The organism is Nostoc sp. (genome assembly GCF_036917435.1).
Classification (GTDB): domain Bacteria; phylum Cyanobacteriota; class Cyanobacteriia; order Cyanobacteriales; family Nostocaceae; genus Nostoc.
Genome location: NZ_JBALDM010000039.1, coordinates 1 through 16,143 on the forward strand (window position 1 = coordinate 1; position 16,143 = coordinate 16,143).

Consider the following 16,143-nt stretch of genomic DNA (forward strand, 5'->3'; position numbering starts at 1 on the left):
AATGGAGTTCAAAGGTTCATTAATGGAGTTCAAAGGTTCATTAATGGAGTTCAAAGGCTCATTAATGGAGTTCAAAGGCTCATTAATGGAGTTCAAAGGCTCATTAATGGAGTTCAGAGGTTCATTAATGGAGTTCAAAGGCTCATTAATGGAGTTCAAAGGCTCATTAATGGAGTTCAAAGGCTCAATGAGATTTACTCCTAACTATTTCTGCGGCCAACGCCAGTTATAGCGATTCCATTCGTACATTCCTTGAATTTCATACTCAGCGCCGTTAAAGAAGCGGACAACGCAGTTAGTAGAAGAATCATCATCATTGCTAATTTTATTGACTTTAATCACCATACAAGGAAACCATTCACGCTTACAAGGGCCATCTTCTTGCACCCATTCCCAAAGTGCATTAGAAACTTCAATGCGATCGCCTACTCTTAACTTTAGTGCATCCTCAAAATAAGAATACTTATCAAAATGGCATGACTCAACCCGATTCAGCCACTGTAAACCATAACGTTGCCGAATAAACTGTACTGTTCCAGAGTCATTATCTAGCAACCAGTCGTTGAGCAATTGCACTTTCCAAGTGCGGTTAAGTTGTTCTTCGTCTTTAACAAACTGTAAAAATGCTTCTAATTCCTCTGGGTTAAGTTCATCTAAGGGGTTAGCAATATCTGACACCCCGAAAGCACAACTTCCCTGAATTTGCTCGATTACTTGCAGTAATATCTGCTTCTGCGTGTCAGTGAGAGGACAGCTTGCTGCATCACAATCATTAAAGGCTGCGAGCATAGATGCTTCAATCTCATCTGGAGTCATAAGTTAATAGCAATTGAGGGTTTATTTCCCTAATTATTACAAAGGTTAAATTAAAGTCTTCAATCCCTTGTAGTTAAATTCAGGTAAGCTGAGATTATAAGTTACATATTCTTGGATTTAGTAACGAGGTCTTCTATGCGGTTGCGCTCACTTACGGTTGTTTTGATTTCCTGTGTCATCGTGTTTCTATCATGGGTGATAGCTCCCCCTGCTGTAGCGTTGACACAGATTAAATTATTTGATGTTAGTTATAAGGATTGTCCACCAGAACTAGCACAAGGGGCTGTGATCAGTAGTGGTAGCGCAGCTGCTAATTGTTTTATTGTCATTGGCAAGGCAGAAAATAGCACTAATAAAACAGTCTACGACGCAGATATTTTTGGACGTATCTATGATGCCAATAACGACTCGGTGATGCAAAACCGTACTCGTTTAGGTTCTATTGCTGAAGTACCAACAGGTATTAGCGATTTTGAGTTGAGAATTTCTGTACCTGCAAATCAGCCTACTCCGTTGAAGCTGAAGCAGTTTAAAGCAGCTGGATTTAGCGGTCAAGTGCGTAGGTAGGCTTGACTTCACATATTATATTTATTTACGGCGAGCTATTTATCCGCAAAAATCTTTAGTGTACTTTAGTAGACTTTAGCTATTAGTCTTAAACTAAAGTTCAAGGCTGGTTATGAAGTTAGCGGTGTATACACAAGTGCTATCTGCAAAGGTTTCAAGCCTTCTAGACCCAATAAATTGTCATTACGAGTGCAGCGCTAGCGAAGTCCTCAAGAAAGGGCACAGCAGTGCTGTGCCCCTACGAAAGATGTGGTTTTTGAATAATCCATGTTTGGTATTTCCTCTAAATGCGTAATACATTTCACGAAAACCTTGATACAGATAGATTTGATAGATTTCTCGTAGGGGCACGGCACTGCCGTGCCCTTACTAACTTGTGTATACACGCCTTAATAAGAGGAGGAGAGGTTTTGCTTCAGCAAAGCCGGGGTGAGGTAACGCGGATCGTGATGGGAAGTGAGTCAACTCAAGATCGTTTCTTCACAAGGCTTTCATGTTAAGTTGACACCAATGGCAAGATGCCTACCCCACAAAATGGGATAATTTAAGTAGGTGGGCAAGAATAAATCAAACTATGTTAGGCAATGTAAAATTAATTAAATTGGCTTGTAGTAAGGGCTTTAGCCTTGAGAATAGGGCTAAAGCCCTTACTACAAACCTTTAATTATTTACGCCCACTTACTTATTTCTTGGATAATTCTTTAACATTAAAAAATTCTCGGTAAGCGTCACTCAATCTAGAGGTTTTTTATATGATGAAACAGAGATGGGCAAGCATATACAAATGCACTCAGCTACTTTGGAGTGTTTTGTTGGTGTTGGTAATTTGGAATCTACCCCAATCTGCTTTGGCAGATGTCAACCCACAGGAGATAAATGCAATTATTCGCACACGAGATATTGCTCTGCAAGCCCTAAACACTCGTGATTTTGCCAAAATACAGCCTTACTTGCACCCAAATTTCACAATTACAACACTTGATAACCAGATTTTTCACACAGTTGCTGAGTTTGACAAGTACTGGAATCAGCAGTTTTCCAGTACGATTACAGATATCAAAATGCAACTAAAGGGAGATACGGTTAGAACATTTCTCACTCCAGAGATAGATGTTGCGTCTGGAGAAGCGATCGCATCTTTCTCTTTTAAAGATGGCAAAGCGGCTGATATGGTGTTGCGCTGGACAGCAGTGCTGCAAAAGCTCCAAGATAAATGGATGATTCAATCACTACATTTTTCCTCCAATATGCTGGATAACCCGGTGTTGAATGCTGCTCAACAATTGGGGCGGATTCTAGCAATTGCAGCCGGGGTAGGCGGTTTCCTGCTGGGGGCAGTGACGATGTTATTATTACGACGCAGGAATAAGCCACAAACCGAAAGAATATAACAAATAAAGTGGGAAGAAGCACCATTAGCTTTCATCGCCGTCTCAAAGCAACCCTAGTAGTTTTATTAGTCTGGGGTGGCGTGAGTTTACTGCACTGGCTACCAAAAACACAATGGTTGATGTTGGGATTAACGGTAATCCTAACTGTGCAAACGTTACGGATGCTGTTAGCGAAACCAGAGGCGGCGGTGATGGAAAATGAGATTTATTTACCGCCAGTCTCAATTTTAGTTCCGGCTAAAAATGAAAGTCCAGTCTTGGCTAATCTAATTTACAGCCTATACCAATTGAATTATCCCAGTGATTCCCTAGATATCTGGATTGTTGATGATGGCAGTACCGATGCAACCCCCCAGATATTGAGGGAATTACAAACTCAATTTCCAGCTTTACAAGTTCATCGACGGGAATCAAAAGGTGGTAAATCAGGGGCGTTGAATGCGGTTTTTCCCTTTACGGAAGGGGAGATTATTCTAGTCTGTGATGCGGATGCTAAATTACCTGCCAACTTTCTCCAGCAAACAGTACCTTTGTTTCAGAAGCAAGCGATCGGTGCAGTGCAAGTCAGAAAAGCGATTTCTAATGCTAATACTAACTTCTTAACCCGTTGTCAGCAGATGGAAATGTGCTGTGATAGCTTTCTACAAACCCATCGCATTGCTATCGGTGGAATGTCTGAACTACGCGGTAATGGGATGTTAGTTCGGCGGGAATTGTTAGAAAAGTGTCAAGGTTGGAATGAAAACACTGTCACCGATGATTTGGATCTTTGCTTCAAACTCTATTTAGCAGGTGCAGAAATTGAGTTTGTGACAGTTCCATCAATTCAGGAAGAAGGTGTCACTACTTGGGAAAAACTTTGGTATCAACGCTGTCGTTGGGCTGAAGGTGGCTATCAGCGTTACCTAGATTATTTCCCTCAAATTCTGACTTTAGGTTGGGCAAAAGAAATTGATTTATTATTGTTTTTTTTATTACAATTTCTGCTGCCAATTGGATTAATCCCCGATTTACTTTGGACAATATTTTATAGCCATCATCCCGTTCTGTTTTCATTGCAAACACTACTCAGTATTATTCTGACAATTGCTTTTATTGCTGGACTTTGCCAATTTCAAAATTTACGAGGATGGTCTTTAGTTTGGGCAACAATTCAAGGGTCATTATACATGGTGCATTGGATTCCTGTGATGATTGTAACCACTTTCAAGATGTGTGTGCAAAAAGAGCGATCGCGCTGGGTGAAAACTGAACATCGGGGACGAACAGTTTAAGCAAGTAGTATATTTAACATTTGTAAACTTAGATAACCTGGCAACTTTAGTTCCTGTGTCACAAATAGTTTCCAAGACAGAGAAAGATGAGATAGTTATCTTTGGTTATGACCATGCGTTAGGTTTTTTCTTTGACAAGTATGAGAAGGATGATTATCTTTTCCCGGTTCTTGAACTTGATCTCCAGCCTATAATGGCAATAAATTCCCATTTTAGAGTAACAGTATGCCACTAAATGAACTGCTTCCTGCTGTTAGTCAACTATCACACCAAGACAAATTACGCCTTATACATTTTCTATTGCGAGAGGTTGCTAGAGAAGATGGTTGCGAGTTAGAACCAACCGATGAACAAGATCGAGAAAACTTACTCCTAAAGCAACTAGCTTCTACTGAAGCAGTTGTCTGGTCTCCCTACGAGGCTTATGAAGCTGCTGAAACATTGTCTGAACTTCTTAAGGCGGCAAAGCAGGAAGGAAATGCTTAATAGTAATAGCAAAAGATTTCCTTTTATTGAGCGGAAGAATAGTTTCGGTATATCCAGCATAATGCCCTATTTGCCACTAATGTTGACCTTCAGAAACCGGTCTTTGGAAGTTATGGCGTTACTGGATACAGGTGCAAGTGTCAATGTTTTACCTTATGAAATTGGTCTGCAACTAGGGGTAGTTTGGGAAGAGCAAACAGTTCCAGTCCAGTTAACTGGTAATCTGGCTCAAATGGAAGCACGCGGTTTAGTGCTATCAGCTACAGTTGCCGAGTTTTCACCCGTTCTTTTGGCATTTGCTTGGACAGAATTTAGGGAAGTACCTCTGATAGTCGGACATACAAATTTTTTTGCAGAGTTTGATGTATGTTTTTACCGCACAGATTTAGCTTTTGAAGTACATCCAAGAAAATCATAGCGGTTAGAAAAAACAAACAATTATGTTAGATTTGCTGATTCAAAACGGGTTAATTTTCGATGGCTTAGGCTCTCCACCTATGCGCGGAGATATCGGCATTCAAAACGGCCGGATTGTCACCATTGCACCCTCCTTAGCTACCCCAGCGCGGGAAGTGGTTGATGCTTCTGGGTTATGGGTGACACCTGGATTTATAGATATTCATACTCATTACGATTTAGAGTTAGAAATTGCACCGGGATTGAGCGAATCAGTGCGTCATGGTGTTACCAGCGTGGTTATTGGTAACTGTAGCTTGTCTGTGGCGATCGCAGAACCCCAAATCCTAGCTGATATTTTTCAGAGGGTAGAGACACTTTCCCATCGGCTGATTGAAAAATGGTTGAAAAAGTCGGTTTCCTGGCAGACACCAGCAGAATATTTACAGCACTTGCAACAGTTATCCCTTGGCCCCAATGTTGCCCCCATGTTTGGACACAGTGCCTTACGCGCTCATGTAATGGGATTAGAACGCAGCTTAACCGTTCAGCCGACAAAATTTGAACTAAAAGTTATGCAGCGCATAGCCACAGATGCAATAGATGCTGGCTTTATTGGCATTTCTATTGATATGTTTCCCTGGCATCGGATGAGTGGACAATGGCAAGGTTGTACAATTCCCTCTCAACACGCCAAATTTAAAGAATATGCAATGTTAGCAGACTTGTGTAGGCGGTGCGATCGCGTTTTTCAAGTCACACCCAATTTACAAAAGCTATCTTCCTTTGCAGAGATTCTGCGGATGGGTTCAGGGATTGGACAAAAACCACTGCGCCTAACAGTTCTCTCAGCCTTAGATGCGGTACACGATCGCAACCTATGGCGAATATTTTCCCCCTTACTTTTTATTTGGAATCGGCTTCTAAATGGGAATGTGCGCTTTCAAACCCTAACGGAACCCTTCACCATTTATTCTGATGGATCTGTGACTCCCTTATTTGAAGAATTCTCCACAGGCGCACAACTCAATGGCTGTAAGTCACGAAACGAAAGGCAACAACTATGGGCATCAGAAATTTTTCGTCGTCAGTTTCGCCAAGAATGGCTGAGTAAATGGCGTAAATCATTCCATCGTCAGTTAGATTTGATGGAAGTTATTGATTGTCCCGAAGTAAGTTGGCAAGGGTTAAGTTTTGCCCAAATTGCTCGTCAAAAGCAACAAGAACCAGTGAATTTATTTATCTATGCATTACAAAAATACGATACAGATTTACGCTGGGTGGCCACAGGAGCGAACGATCGCTTAAAACCCCGTTTAGCGATGATGAAGCATCCCTATATTTTGCCTGGTTTTACCGATGCTGGCGCTCACGTCCGTAATCTGGGCTACTATGATGGGGCATTGTCTTTGCTCAAACAAGCAGTTACAACGAAGTTCCTTTCACCGGAAGCTGCAATTCACCGCGTTACCGGAGAACCTGCTGGTTGGTTTCGTCTGGATACGGGAGTTCTGAAAGTTGGTGCGAAAGCAGATATAGTTTTACTCGATCCCAATGCTTTAAATCAGCCAATTAGCCCGCAGGTGCAGATATCAGATCCCGTTTTAGATGGTGAACCTCGGATGGTTAAACGTGGTTCGGATGAGATTGTGCAAGGGGTTTATATTAATGGGGTTCGGGTTGTTTGCGGGGGTGAAGTGAGCGATCGCTTGGGGCGGGAAAAGTTGGGAAATGTTTTGTTTCCTTGTTGAATTATGTCACGCTCCAGACGCAGAGAAAAGTTGCTTTTATTTCACATCAGCAATGACTTGCCCAATATCTTGAGGGGTTGCACCTGTTGCTAACATTGCCCGGATCAACAATTCAATTGATACTGAAGCATCGCCATTTTCAGCTTTAGCAATACGAGGTTGACTGGAACTAATCTTAGCAGCGAGTTCACTTTGAGTCATCAGTTTTTGCCGACGCTCTTTCAAGTTTTGGCTGAGAGCGAGCTTAATTTCAACAAATATAGTTTCTTCGGGTGTTAACTCCAAAAAATCTGAAACTGTGCCAATTTTCCACCCTTTAGATTCTAAACGTTCTCTTTTATATTGATCCATCACATTACTCCTGTTGATCGTTATCGTATTTGCTCAGACGCTTTTTGCAAACCTCAATTATCTTCTTGGATGTTGTTCTCGTTGTTTTATTAAAGACTTCAACAATCAAGATTGCATCGTCATCAATTCGATAAATAATCCTCCAGTTTTTATCTACATCTCGAATACGTAATTCATGACAGTGAATTCCTATACTTGGCATAGGGCGTAAATGTGGCAACCCAAGGGATTCACCTTCCTGTAATTGCCTGAGCAGAACACCCGCTTCGATGCGTGCTTCTTGACTGAAAGGTGGGGTTTTAACTTCACCATGCAGCCAAACTAAAGGCTTACTTTGATCTCCCATGCTGTATTTATATCATATCTGATATATCGCTCCATTAAGTTAGAGATTAGATTATGGGCAAACTACATTGATGTTGTATTGGTCATAGCTTCTAAATTTATGTCAGATTACTTATTTTCCCAATTTAAAGCCAACGAATTTGAAGCCTTGCATAAGGAGTTATCTAAAGTTCTGGATATTTCACAAGATAAATTACAAAATCTCTATGAGAAGATGCTGCAAGAATTTGAATTAGAGGGCTATCCCAAGGATCAGAGGCTTCCCAGAAATATTTTTCACTCTCACGATGAAAGTTTTCAGAAATGCTACGAAGAAGCTTTAGTTATTGGAGTAGATATTCCAAGTGTCCTTGAAAAGAACAATAATATTTCAAATAAGAAAACAGTTGTTCTCGTCGGACAAGATCCTTTAAGAAAAAGTGATAAAAAAGTAGAGGAAATTAGTATTGGAACACCCTACGCTCTGCATTTGAAAAATTGTCGTGAGGATTTGCCTAATACAAGGCTATATTTTGATTTGATCAAAGTCTTACTAGATGCAGGATACCGAGTCTACCTCACAGACATTTTCAAAGTATGGGTAAGTGAGGCTAGTTGTGATGACGGTATTCATCTGAGTAAGAAAGATCGGACTCGCTTCATTCAAGTTCTGAAGGCAGAGTTAGAAATTTTTGAGCCGCTTGCGATCGTTACCTGGGGACGAGAAGCAAGTAGCGCCATTAGAAGTATAAAATTAGGAGTTAAACACCTTGAGTTTCCTCATCCTAGTGGTGCGGCAAATGGTGCTTGGGGTAGACTAATGGGTAAATCACCAACACGAGAAAACCGGATTAATTACTGGCATAAAAAAATTTTTGCCCACTTATCAGGGTTGTAGATAAGGTTAGTTGCCAGTGCGATCGCTCTTCCTGCACGCTATCTCAACAAAATATGACGCACTATTTTTGTGAGAGCGATGCCTACAGGGGGCGTAAAGCGATCGCTTTATTCAGAACAGGTATCACTTTGCTATATTAGATTGTGCCTCACCAATAATCATTGCTAAATAACTTGTAAAATTTAAACAGCGAATAATTCCTCGATTCTTATGAGTGAAAAACTTAAGACCGAAAAAGGCAAGCTACAGGCAAGCACTAGTATAGAGACAAATCAAGAAACAGAAAACGAAAAAGTTCTATGTTCTCATTGTCAGCGTACTGCGACGAATGGGATTAAATGTAAAGGTATTTGTGTGGCTGACAATGACTATTAAGGCATAAATATATTTCTTTTTCACACTCCATCTTATGAGTAATATCAATTCTAATACTCAACAAAGTTTGAGAAATCGTATTAATAATCAAATTCTGGATCATCCTTTTACAGATTACTGGGATATTTTTATTCTTAAACATCAACATCCAATTAATATTGCTCTACACATTCTAGGAATATTCTTTTTTTACATTTTACTTTTTTATACTTGGAAATTGAAAAACTTTTGGTTACTATTGGGATTACCATTAACTCAATTGTTAGGATTAACCGGACATTTTTTATTTGAGCGTAGCCATATTGATTTACAAGATGCTCTATTCTCTTGGCGAGCTTCTTATTGTTTGGGTAAAATGTTAATCAGGATTTTAATGGGCAAATATCAAGATGATATTCGCCAACGGCAAGAAATATTGAATAATTATCTATCAAACAATTATGCAAGTATTTAACAACTGGAATGTAATTGCTAAGGGTTGGTATATTGCCTGTCCTAGTCATGAAATCCCTAAAAAAACAGCAAAATCTGTAGAATTATGCGGTCAAAAAATTGCCATTTTTAGAGGTGAAGATGGGCAAGTACGGGCTTTGGATGCTTACTGCCCTCATTTGGGGACAGATTTAGGAATTGGCAAAGTTGATGGTAATTGGATTCGTTGTACATTTCATCATTGGGCATTTGATGAAACAGGGGTTTGTCAAAATATTCCCTGTCAATCAGAAATTCCTAGTCAAGCTAAATTACAAAGTTATGCAACAGAAGAGAAGTATGGATTTATCTGGATTTATCCAGATGCTAAAGCCCCGGAAGGAGTAGTTTATTTTGATGAATTGAAGGGCAAAGAAATTGTTACACAAGCAGATATTCCGTTTGAAAGAAATTGCCATCACCATATATGTATGATGAATGGAATTGATGCTCAACATTTAAAAACAATTCATCATTTAGACATCAAAATGGATCTGTCGCTACATCGCAGCGAATTAGGGACGCAAATTGACTTTACAATGCAGGGACAATTCCCAAAAACTACATTTCGAGAAAAGTTAGGTCAAAGATTTCTAGGTTCTACATATCAGTATTCAATGCGTTATGCTCATGGTTGCATTGGGTTGTTAACAATGATGAAGGATGTTAGGCTTTTTCCGCCACTGTATATGATATATGCTTATACTCCCATTGCACCTGAAAAAACGAGAATTCAACCGATTTATGTAACTGAAAAGCGTCAAGGTATTGTGGGATATCTGCTAAGTCAGTTTTTGCTATTCTGTACTCGGTTGGCTTACTATATGCTCAGAGATGAAGATGGTAAGATTTACGACAATATTCGCTTTAATCCGAAGTTGCTCCTTAGTATTGATCAGCCATTAGCTCAATATATGGAATATGTGAACCAGCTAAAACCGTCTCGATGGTCAAAAACTAATAGTAAGCTGGGGTAAGATCCCAGATCCCCGACTTCTTTAAGAAGTCGGGGATCTGAGGAGTCTGGGGATTTGAGTATTATAAATAACCATTCTGGAATCTGTCACATTACACAGTAAATTTACTAGTTGGGTCTATAAAGTGTAAATTACAAACATCATACAAACCGAGTTTAGGTAATTTCCGAATAATGAAGAGTTTGCTGATTCCGGTTCAAAAGTTGCAATTAAGCGATCGCACTGCCATGTATGCGTTGCTGCAAAATCACTTCCAAGGTATAACCTGGGATGGGTTTCTAGTCGATCTAGAGCGCAAAAACTGGGTTTTGTTGTTGAGAGATGAAACATCCAACGCACTCAAAGGATTTTCAACTCTGATATTATGTCAAAAGACTTTTTTGGGAGAAAAAATTAGTGTGGTGTATTCTGGCGACACTATTGTTGATCCTAGTGCTTGGTCAAGTACAACACTACCACGCAGTTGGATTGCCGCTATCAATTTTCTGCGTCAACACTATGCAGAAAATAAACTTTACTGGCTGCTAATTTGCTCTGGTTTTCGCACCTATCGTTTTCTCCCTACTTTTTGGCAAGATTTCTACCCCCGTTATGATGTCACAACACCTGCCGATGTTAAGAATCTAATGGGGAATTTAGCACGCGAATACTATGGTAGTTTATACCAAGAAGTAACTGGTATTGTCCATTTTCAGCATCCCCAAATTCTGCGTGAGGGGTTGATTGAAATCCCCACAGGAAGACAAACTAACCCCCATATCCAATTTTTTGAAGAAAAAAACCCAGGTTATCGATTAGGTGATGAATTGGTTTGTTTAACTGAAATTAACTATGACAATCTCACTCGTGCTGGAAAACGGATGTGGGAGTCAGAACCATCGTTAAAACTTGTGCAAGATTGTGTTTTAATTTAAATTTTATGCCATCTACAAACATACAATCAAACTTTAACAATTCAACTCAATTTATAGAGGGATGGTACTGGGCATTACCATCGAAAAAATTAAAAATTGGTAAGATAAAAGCTATAAGTTTGCTAGGTAGAAATCTGGCAATTTATCGCGGAGTTAGTAGTCAGGTAGTAGCTGTAGATGCTTATTGTCCACACATGGGCGCACATTTAGCAGAAGGGAAGGTAGAAGGTGATGGAATTCGCTGCTTTTTTCATAATTGGAAGTATGACAGTCGCGGAATTTGTGTAGATGTTCCTTCTCTCGGAAAACCGCTACCTGTGTGTATTAAAACTTGGCACACGGCGGAAAAATATGGCATGATTTGGGTTTGGGTGGGAGAAGAAAAGCCAAGTTCGCTGCCCTTTGTACCAGAATTAGAACAGGTAGATTGCGATTACATATTGGGCGCTCGGTTTGTCAAAAACTGCCATCCCAATGTCTTACTAATTAATGCGATTGATGCTCACCACTTTAATACAGTACACAATCTGCCTTTAGAGATTGTATTTGATTCTCAAGACGTAAATAACAACGCTATTACTTTTAGCAACACTACACGGGGAGGTGATGATTCTTGGTTAATTCGCCTGATTCGTCCTCTATATCGCAACGAAGTTACTTATAGTATGTGTTACTGGTATGGCAGCACTGGCACTGTGACGCTAGGGCCAGATTTCCTGCACTTCTATATTATATTTACGCTGCGAATGATAGAAGGTGGTAAAACTGAAGGGCAAACAATTCTTGTGACTCCTAAGCGTTCGGGGTTTTGGGGATGGGTTTTAAATCGTGGTTTGTTAAGCTTAACTCAGCAGGTTGGTAATTATTTTGCAAAAGGGGATACGCAGGTATTTCAGACAATTCAGTTTGATTTGAAGACTCCGACTAAAGCAGATCAATCTATTCTGGAATTTATTCAGCACGTTAATTACCAGAAAGCTTTAAGCTGGGGAACTTGGGATACTGTTAATCGCTATGAAGATGCAGTTAATTATTGAACGAACCGCCAAGTACGCCAAGTACGCCAAGAGAGGAGGAGTAATCATTCAGCGCAAACTCATGGACAATTGGTATAGCAGTCCTTAATGGTTCGTAAAATTTTTTCCTTCTTCTCTTGGTGTACTTGGCGGCTTGGCGGTTCGATAATGTTTATACTCAAATAGAATTGCTATATAACCTTGAATTCACTTTAATTTAACAGGAAAAAAATGGATTTTAAATACAATATTGTCGGTTTTGATCTACCACATACAAATTCTCATGACAGTTTACAACGGATATTAACAGCAGCGTTACCCAATCAGAATCATTATGTTAATTACCCACAGTTAAATTATTGGAATGCTGATTTTTTCAAGTTACATCAAGTCAAAATTTTTCAAGAATCTAATATTACTGAACAATCTGCTATTCTGGATCTTGCGAACCGCAGTTTGTTAGAAGAATCATATTTCATTGAGAAAGCAGGCGTTGGCTATATGGCAAAAATGGTACTGTTAGCAGAAACAGTTGAAGAACGAATGCTTTATGGACTGTTTACGGCTGATGAAGCTACCCACCTTCACCAAATTAGCCATTTTTTACCAGAAATGGAAGTAACTCGCATGAACGATCCGTTTTTGCGCTTACTATCAGAAGTGGTTGAAAGTGCAGATAAAACAGTTTTATTGTTTCTGTTGCAAGTGATTTTAGAAGGATGGGGTTTAAGCCATTATCGGCGTTTAGCGAAGGAATGCCGCCATCCAGTTTTAGCAGAACTTTTTGCCAGTTTTTTACAATCGGAATCCCGTCATCACGCTACGGGAACCACCTTGTTTAATCAAATTTCAGTTTCAGCATTGAGTCAAACAACAATTCTTGATGTCTTGTCACAATTTTTGTTTATGGTACAGGTGGGGCCGCAAAGCGTACTAGCAGCAGTCGAACAAGTAAAAGGACATCTGACGCGATCGCAAAAAATCCAAGTTCTAGAAGAACTGGATACCGAAAATCATAGTGGAACGCGATTACAAATATTGCGATCGCTCATGGGGATAAAATCAGCCCAGTCTATCCTGCAAAATTTAGAAGAACGGGGAGCCTTTCAACCCCTTCCCGCCCATCAATGTGTGTAATCAATATTAATCTTATCTCTGCGTTAAATTAAAACGGATATGGAAAAAACTATTCATCGCAAGTTACAAATTAATCATACCCGCAACAAACAGCAAGACCATACTGCTTTAATGGATGAAGCTGTTACCAAGTTTTGCTATGAAGATTGTCAAAACGAGTATTGGAACCCAGAAGAGTTTTCCCTACTATATGGTACACCTTTATGGGAACAGTCCAGCCAACATCAGCGTATAATTTTAAACCAACTTTACTGGGTAGCTTACTACTCACAAATTGTTTCTGCTGAAATTGCCACTATCTTTTTCAATCAAACCAGTGCAGCCGGACTTTACGCACAAGAGGATTTTCGCTTAATCTGCGACACATTAGACTTGGAATCTGCCCAAGAGCGATCGCACATTAACGCCTTCCGCACAATTGCCAAGCAGACTGAACAAGCTTTGTTTGGGGAACTTATATTTACCTACCACATGCGCGGCCCTTTTACAGAAACGATGGTTTATGCTGACACCAATGCCCTAAAAACTTGGTGGAAAAAAATTCAACTTCAATACTTTGGGCTGATTTCTGCAAATAATACTTTTTTGGCTTGTCAGTATTTCACAGTCCGGGGAGTGCGGACACTAAACGGCAAATTGGTACAGCACAAACTCAGCAATTATTATCAAAAACATCCTCATCCTGAAGCTGCGCCAATTCCGGCTAAAGTCTCTTATTATCACTTTATGGATGAAAGTTTTCACTTCAATAGTTCGACAATTATATCTCACGATGTTGTTACTTGCCTGAAGCCACCAACTGCATTTGAGCGACTAGTAGCTAACTTGGGCTTATGGGGATGTCAGCGCGATCATTTTCATTTTTCGGCTGCAATTAACGGGATTTTCTGGTACGATCCGGCGCTGTATGGCAAGATTTATCAAGTGCTGCGATCGCCAATTTTTGAGATGAGTGATAGGGATGCTAAAGAAATGATGCGGCGTTGTTTTACAGAAGAGTCAGAAGGGTTACAGCGCAGTTTTTCAACTCATCAAGAGGCGATGAAATCTTATCAGGTGTATGTTGAAAAGCTTGATTATCTTTGGCAACGTAATCGGAATATGTCACTGATGGGTACTAATTCAGTTTCTCGATATTTGGTAACTCAAAAAAAGGCATTTCAAGGGTTTGAACAGTATTCCACTGATAATTGGCAAAGACTTGTTGCAAATGAATAGAATATTAAAAATAGGGTAAATTCAGTTTGTGTAAATTAAGAGTATAATAGATTACTCTGATTTTATTTGCATTTCGTTAAGAGAATAATTGATATATAATAATATCCAAAAAAAGATAAGGTTCAAATGCTCCAAAGACTGTATATACACAACTTCAGATGCCTAGAAAACTTTGAACTGACCATAAAGGGGATGCCATCTGCTCTCTTGATTGGAAAAAACGGTTCAGGTAAATCAACTACTGCTTATGCATTAGAGGTACTTCAGAAAATTAGTCGAGGTACAAATAGAGTTGGCGAACTTGTCAAGCAGAAGGATTTCACTCGTGGAAGGTCTGATGTTCCGATCCGGTTTGAAATAGAAGTATTACTTCACGAGAAATTATATAAATATATCCTTGCCTTAGAGTTGCCGGAAAAATTTAAAGAACTTCGAGTTTTTCAAGAACAACTGCTAGTTTCAGGAGATCCAATTTACTCTCGAAAAGAAGCTCAAGTCACTCTTCACACTAGCTCACAAAATCGTGAGGCTCAGTTCCTGGTGGATTGGCATCTTGTTGCTCTTCCAGTCATTCAGGAGCAATCAGAAACAGATCCGCTTCGGATTTTCAAGACTTGGCTTGCTCGTATGATCATTTTAGCCCCGATCCCAAGCTTAATGACAGGAGAGTCAAACGGCGATACTTTAGAGCCAAAACGGGATGGTTCAAACTTCGGAGAGTGGTTTTCTGGGTTACTCAGTCGCTATCCTGCCGCCTACACACAGATTGTTCAATATCTCCTTAAAGTTATGCCTGATATTAAGGATTTTCTGAATGAATTAATCGGCAAAGACTCCAAAAGCATGATTGTTCGGTTTCAAGAAAATAATGCGAATTTGAGTGTTGACTTTGAAGCCTTGTCTGACGGTGAAAAATGCTTTTTTCTTTGTGCTGTTGTCTTAGCTGCAAACGAATCATACGGCCCACTTTTTTGCTTTTGGGACGAGCCTGACAACTATCTCGCTATATCAGAGATTGGACATTTTATAACATCACTGCGAGGCTCATTTAGGAATGTTGGCCAAATTTTGGTGACATCTCATAATCCTGAAGCAATCCGAAAATTTTCAAATGAAAATACCTTTGTACTTGATCGAAAAAGCCACTTAGAGCCAACTTTGGTCAGATTGCTCAGTGATCTATCAATTCAAGGCGATCTTGTAGATGCCTTGATTCGTGGCGATATAGAACTATGAGCATAAATCACTATCAGCCACACGTTTTTGTCTTGCCTGAAGATGATGCTAATCGCCAGATTGTGAACGGATTTATTCTTGATCTAAACCTCAATAGCCGCGCTATTCAAGTCCTGCCGCCTGCTGGTGGTTGGAAAAAAGTGGTGGAGAAATTCACGAATGATTATGCCTCTACAATGCGGCAATATCCACAAAGAATGATAATTTTGCTGATTGATTTTGATGAAGATAAAGATAGATTAACTTATGTAAAACATCAGATTCCAGATGATTTAAAAAATAGAGTATTTGTTCTTGGAGTGTTGTCTGAACCAGAGAGTTTAAGGAGAGATATTAACAAGAGTTTTGAAAAGATTGGAGAAGCCCTTGCCAAGGATTGCTCTGATAAAACGAATGAATTATGGGAACACGATCTTCTCATACATAATAATACTGAGTTAGATCGTCTGATTTCATCTGTCAAACCATTTCTGTTTAATTTAAAATAATGTTGGTGAATGGTAGATACCCGCTACAAAATTAATATTTCCAAAAGTCGTGAGTCC

19 protein-coding genes are annotated in these 16,143 nt (G+C 39.6%); 16 read left to right on the top strand and 3 right to left on the bottom strand.

Annotated elements, in window-relative coordinates; all coding sequences use genetic code 11:
• A partial coding sequence (locus V7K98_RS18620) for a hypothetical protein (RefSeq protein ID WP_335024406.1) occupies positions 1-232 on the top strand: 232 nt, incomplete at its 5' end.
• Here the strand turns inward: V7K98_RS18620 and V7K98_RS18625 are convergent.
• Positions 205-816 carry a hypothetical protein gene (locus tag V7K98_RS18625; protein WP_335024408.1) on the bottom strand — a complete coding sequence of 204 codons (612 nt, stop codon included), beginning with the start codon at positions 814-816 and terminating at the stop codon, positions 205-207. The genes V7K98_RS18620 and V7K98_RS18625 overlap by 28 nt on opposite strands.
• Positions 817-951: 135 nt before the next feature.
• Here V7K98_RS18625 and V7K98_RS18630 point away from each other — a divergent pair, with 135 nt between their 5' ends.
• The 6 genes from V7K98_RS18630 to V7K98_RS18655 all read left to right on the top strand — a co-directional run bounded on the left by V7K98_RS18630 (position 952) and on the right by V7K98_RS18655 (position 6,681).
• Positions 952-1,383, top strand: a complete 432-nt coding sequence (locus V7K98_RS18630; RefSeq protein WP_335024410.1) for a biotin carboxylase — start codon at positions 952-954, stop codon at positions 1,381-1,383.
• A 752-nt stretch (positions 1,384-2,135) separates the two neighbouring features.
• The gene (locus V7K98_RS18635) at positions 2,136-2,774 is read left to right on the top strand and encodes a YybH family protein (protein ID WP_335024412.1); all 639 of its coding nucleotides are present in this window, start codon (positions 2,136-2,138) and stop codon (positions 2,772-2,774) included.
• 8 nt (positions 2,775-2,782) lie between these two features.
• Positions 2,783-4,048: a glycosyltransferase gene (locus tag V7K98_RS18640; RefSeq protein ID WP_335024414.1), complete on the top strand. Its 1,266-nt coding sequence runs from the start codon at positions 2,783-2,785 to the stop codon at positions 4,046-4,048.
• Positions 4,049-4,273: 225 nt separating this feature from the next.
• On the top strand, positions 4,274-4,534 hold the full coding sequence (locus V7K98_RS18645) for a hypothetical protein (RefSeq protein WP_335024416.1): 261 nt from the start codon (positions 4,274-4,276) through the stop codon (positions 4,532-4,534).
• Positions 4,527-4,952, top strand: a complete 426-nt coding sequence (locus V7K98_RS18650; RefSeq protein WP_335024418.1) for a retroviral-like aspartic protease — start codon at positions 4,527-4,529, stop codon at positions 4,950-4,952. Before V7K98_RS18645 ends, V7K98_RS18650 begins: the two co-directional genes overlap by 8 nt.
• 22 nt (positions 4,953-4,974) lie before the next feature.
• A complete protein-coding gene (locus V7K98_RS18655) occupies positions 4,975-6,681 on the top strand; it encodes an N-acyl-D-amino-acid deacylase family protein (RefSeq protein WP_335024420.1) in 1,707 nt (568 codons plus the stop codon).
• A 36-nt stretch (positions 6,682-6,717) separates the two neighbouring features.
• On the opposite strand, the gene V7K98_RS18660 is transcribed toward V7K98_RS18655, so the two are convergent.
• The gene (locus V7K98_RS18660) at positions 6,718-7,032 is read right to left on the bottom strand and encodes a helix-turn-helix domain-containing protein (RefSeq protein WP_335024422.1); all 315 of its coding nucleotides are present in this window, start codon (positions 7,030-7,032) and stop codon (positions 6,718-6,720) included.
• A 4-nt stretch (positions 7,033-7,036) separates the two neighbouring features.
• A complete protein-coding gene (locus V7K98_RS18665; RefSeq protein WP_335024424.1) occupies positions 7,037-7,378 on the bottom strand; it encodes a type II toxin-antitoxin system RelE/ParE family toxin in 342 nt (113 codons plus the stop codon).
• Between the two features lie 99 nt (positions 7,379-7,477).
• Between V7K98_RS18665 and V7K98_RS18670 the strand changes: the two genes are divergently transcribed.
• The 9 genes from V7K98_RS18670 to V7K98_RS18710 all read left to right on the top strand — a co-directional run bounded on the left by V7K98_RS18670 (position 7,478) and on the right by V7K98_RS18710 (position 16,086).
• Positions 7,478-8,254: a uracil-DNA glycosylase family protein gene (locus tag V7K98_RS18670; protein ID WP_335024426.1), complete on the top strand. Its 777-nt coding sequence runs from the start codon at positions 7,478-7,480 to the stop codon at positions 8,252-8,254.
• A 409-nt stretch (positions 8,255-8,663) separates the two neighbouring features.
• Positions 8,664-9,083 carry an Mpo1-like protein gene (locus tag V7K98_RS18675; RefSeq protein WP_335024428.1) on the top strand — a complete coding sequence of 140 codons (420 nt, stop codon included), beginning with the start codon at positions 8,664-8,666 and terminating at the stop codon, positions 9,081-9,083.
• Positions 9,070-10,077: an aromatic ring-hydroxylating dioxygenase subunit alpha gene (locus V7K98_RS18680; protein WP_335024430.1), complete on the top strand. Its 1,008-nt coding sequence runs from the start codon at positions 9,070-9,072 to the stop codon at positions 10,075-10,077. Before V7K98_RS18675 ends, V7K98_RS18680 begins: the two co-directional genes overlap by 14 nt.
• A 173-nt stretch (positions 10,078-10,250) precedes the next feature.
• Positions 10,251-10,991, top strand: a complete 741-nt coding sequence (locus tag V7K98_RS18685) for a hypothetical protein (RefSeq protein WP_335024432.1) — start codon at positions 10,251-10,253, stop codon at positions 10,989-10,991.
• A 5-nt stretch (positions 10,992-10,996) separates the two neighbouring features.
• Positions 10,997-12,028, top strand: coding sequence for an aromatic ring-hydroxylating dioxygenase subunit alpha (locus V7K98_RS18690; protein WP_335024434.1), 1,032 nt, complete (start codon positions 10,997-10,999; stop codon positions 12,026-12,028).
• Positions 12,029-12,238: 210 nt separating this feature from the next.
• A complete protein-coding gene (locus tag V7K98_RS18695; RefSeq protein WP_335024436.1) occupies positions 12,239-13,144 on the top strand; it encodes a ferritin-like domain-containing protein in 906 nt (301 codons plus the stop codon).
• A gap of 39 nt (positions 13,145-13,183) precedes the next feature.
• Positions 13,184-14,362: a P-aminobenzoate N-oxygenase AurF gene (locus tag V7K98_RS18700; protein WP_335024439.1), complete on the top strand. Its 1,179-nt coding sequence runs from the start codon at positions 13,184-13,186 to the stop codon at positions 14,360-14,362.
• A gap of 126 nt (positions 14,363-14,488) precedes the next feature.
• The gene (locus tag V7K98_RS18705) at positions 14,489-15,598 is read left to right on the top strand and encodes an AAA family ATPase (protein ID WP_335024441.1); all 1,110 of its coding nucleotides are present in this window, start codon (positions 14,489-14,491) and stop codon (positions 15,596-15,598) included.
• Complete coding sequence (locus V7K98_RS18710; RefSeq protein ID WP_335024443.1) at positions 15,595-16,086, top strand: hypothetical protein; 492 nt, start codon at positions 15,595-15,597, stop codon at positions 16,084-16,086. Before V7K98_RS18705 ends, V7K98_RS18710 begins: the two co-directional genes overlap by 4 nt.
• Positions 16,087-16,143: the final 57 nt, after the last annotated feature.

Bases quoted from the DNA above. Each gene is read 5' to 3' on its own strand.
- V7K98_RS18655 (WP_335024420.1), top strand. From the start codon at position 4,975: ATGTTAGATTTGCTGATTCAAAACGGGTTAATTTTCGATGGCTTAGGC.
- V7K98_RS18710 (WP_335024443.1), top strand. From the start codon at position 15,595: ATGAGCATAAATCACTATCAGCCACACGTTTTTGTCTTGCCTGAAGAT.
- V7K98_RS18665 (WP_335024424.1), bottom strand. From the start codon at position 7,378: ATGGGAGATCAAAGTAAGCCTTTAGTTTGGCTGCATGGTGAAGTTAAA.
- V7K98_RS18635 (WP_335024412.1), top strand. From the start codon at position 2,136: ATGATGAAACAGAGATGGGCAAGCATATACAAATGCACTCAGCTACTT.
- V7K98_RS18645 (WP_335024416.1), top strand. From the start codon at position 4,274: ATGCCACTAAATGAACTGCTTCCTGCTGTTAGTCAACTATCACACCAA.
- V7K98_RS18700 (WP_335024439.1), top strand. From the start codon at position 13,184: ATGGAAAAAACTATTCATCGCAAGTTACAAATTAATCATACCCGCAAC.
- V7K98_RS18650 (WP_335024418.1), top strand. From the start codon at position 4,527: ATGCTTAATAGTAATAGCAAAAGATTTCCTTTTATTGAGCGGAAGAAT.
- V7K98_RS18685 (WP_335024432.1), top strand. From the start codon at position 10,251: ATGAAGAGTTTGCTGATTCCGGTTCAAAAGTTGCAATTAAGCGATCGC.
- V7K98_RS18625 (WP_335024408.1), bottom strand. From the start codon at position 816: ATGACTCCAGATGAGATTGAAGCATCTATGCTCGCAGCCTTTAATGAT.
- V7K98_RS18680 (WP_335024430.1), top strand. From the start codon at position 9,070: ATGCAAGTATTTAACAACTGGAATGTAATTGCTAAGGGTTGGTATATT.
- V7K98_RS18660 (WP_335024422.1), bottom strand. From the start codon at position 7,032: ATGGATCAATATAAAAGAGAACGTTTAGAATCTAAAGGGTGGAAAATT.
- V7K98_RS18705 (WP_335024441.1), top strand. From the start codon at position 14,489: ATGCTCCAAAGACTGTATATACACAACTTCAGATGCCTAGAAAACTTT.
- V7K98_RS18630 (WP_335024410.1), top strand. From the start codon at position 952: ATGCGGTTGCGCTCACTTACGGTTGTTTTGATTTCCTGTGTCATCGTG.
- V7K98_RS18690 (WP_335024434.1), top strand. From the start codon at position 10,997: ATGCCATCTACAAACATACAATCAAACTTTAACAATTCAACTCAATTT.
- V7K98_RS18675 (WP_335024428.1), top strand. From the start codon at position 8,664: ATGAGTAATATCAATTCTAATACTCAACAAAGTTTGAGAAATCGTATT.
- V7K98_RS18695 (WP_335024436.1), top strand. From the start codon at position 12,239: ATGGATTTTAAATACAATATTGTCGGTTTTGATCTACCACATACAAAT.
- V7K98_RS18670 (WP_335024426.1), top strand. From the start codon at position 7,478: ATGTCAGATTACTTATTTTCCCAATTTAAAGCCAACGAATTTGAAGCC.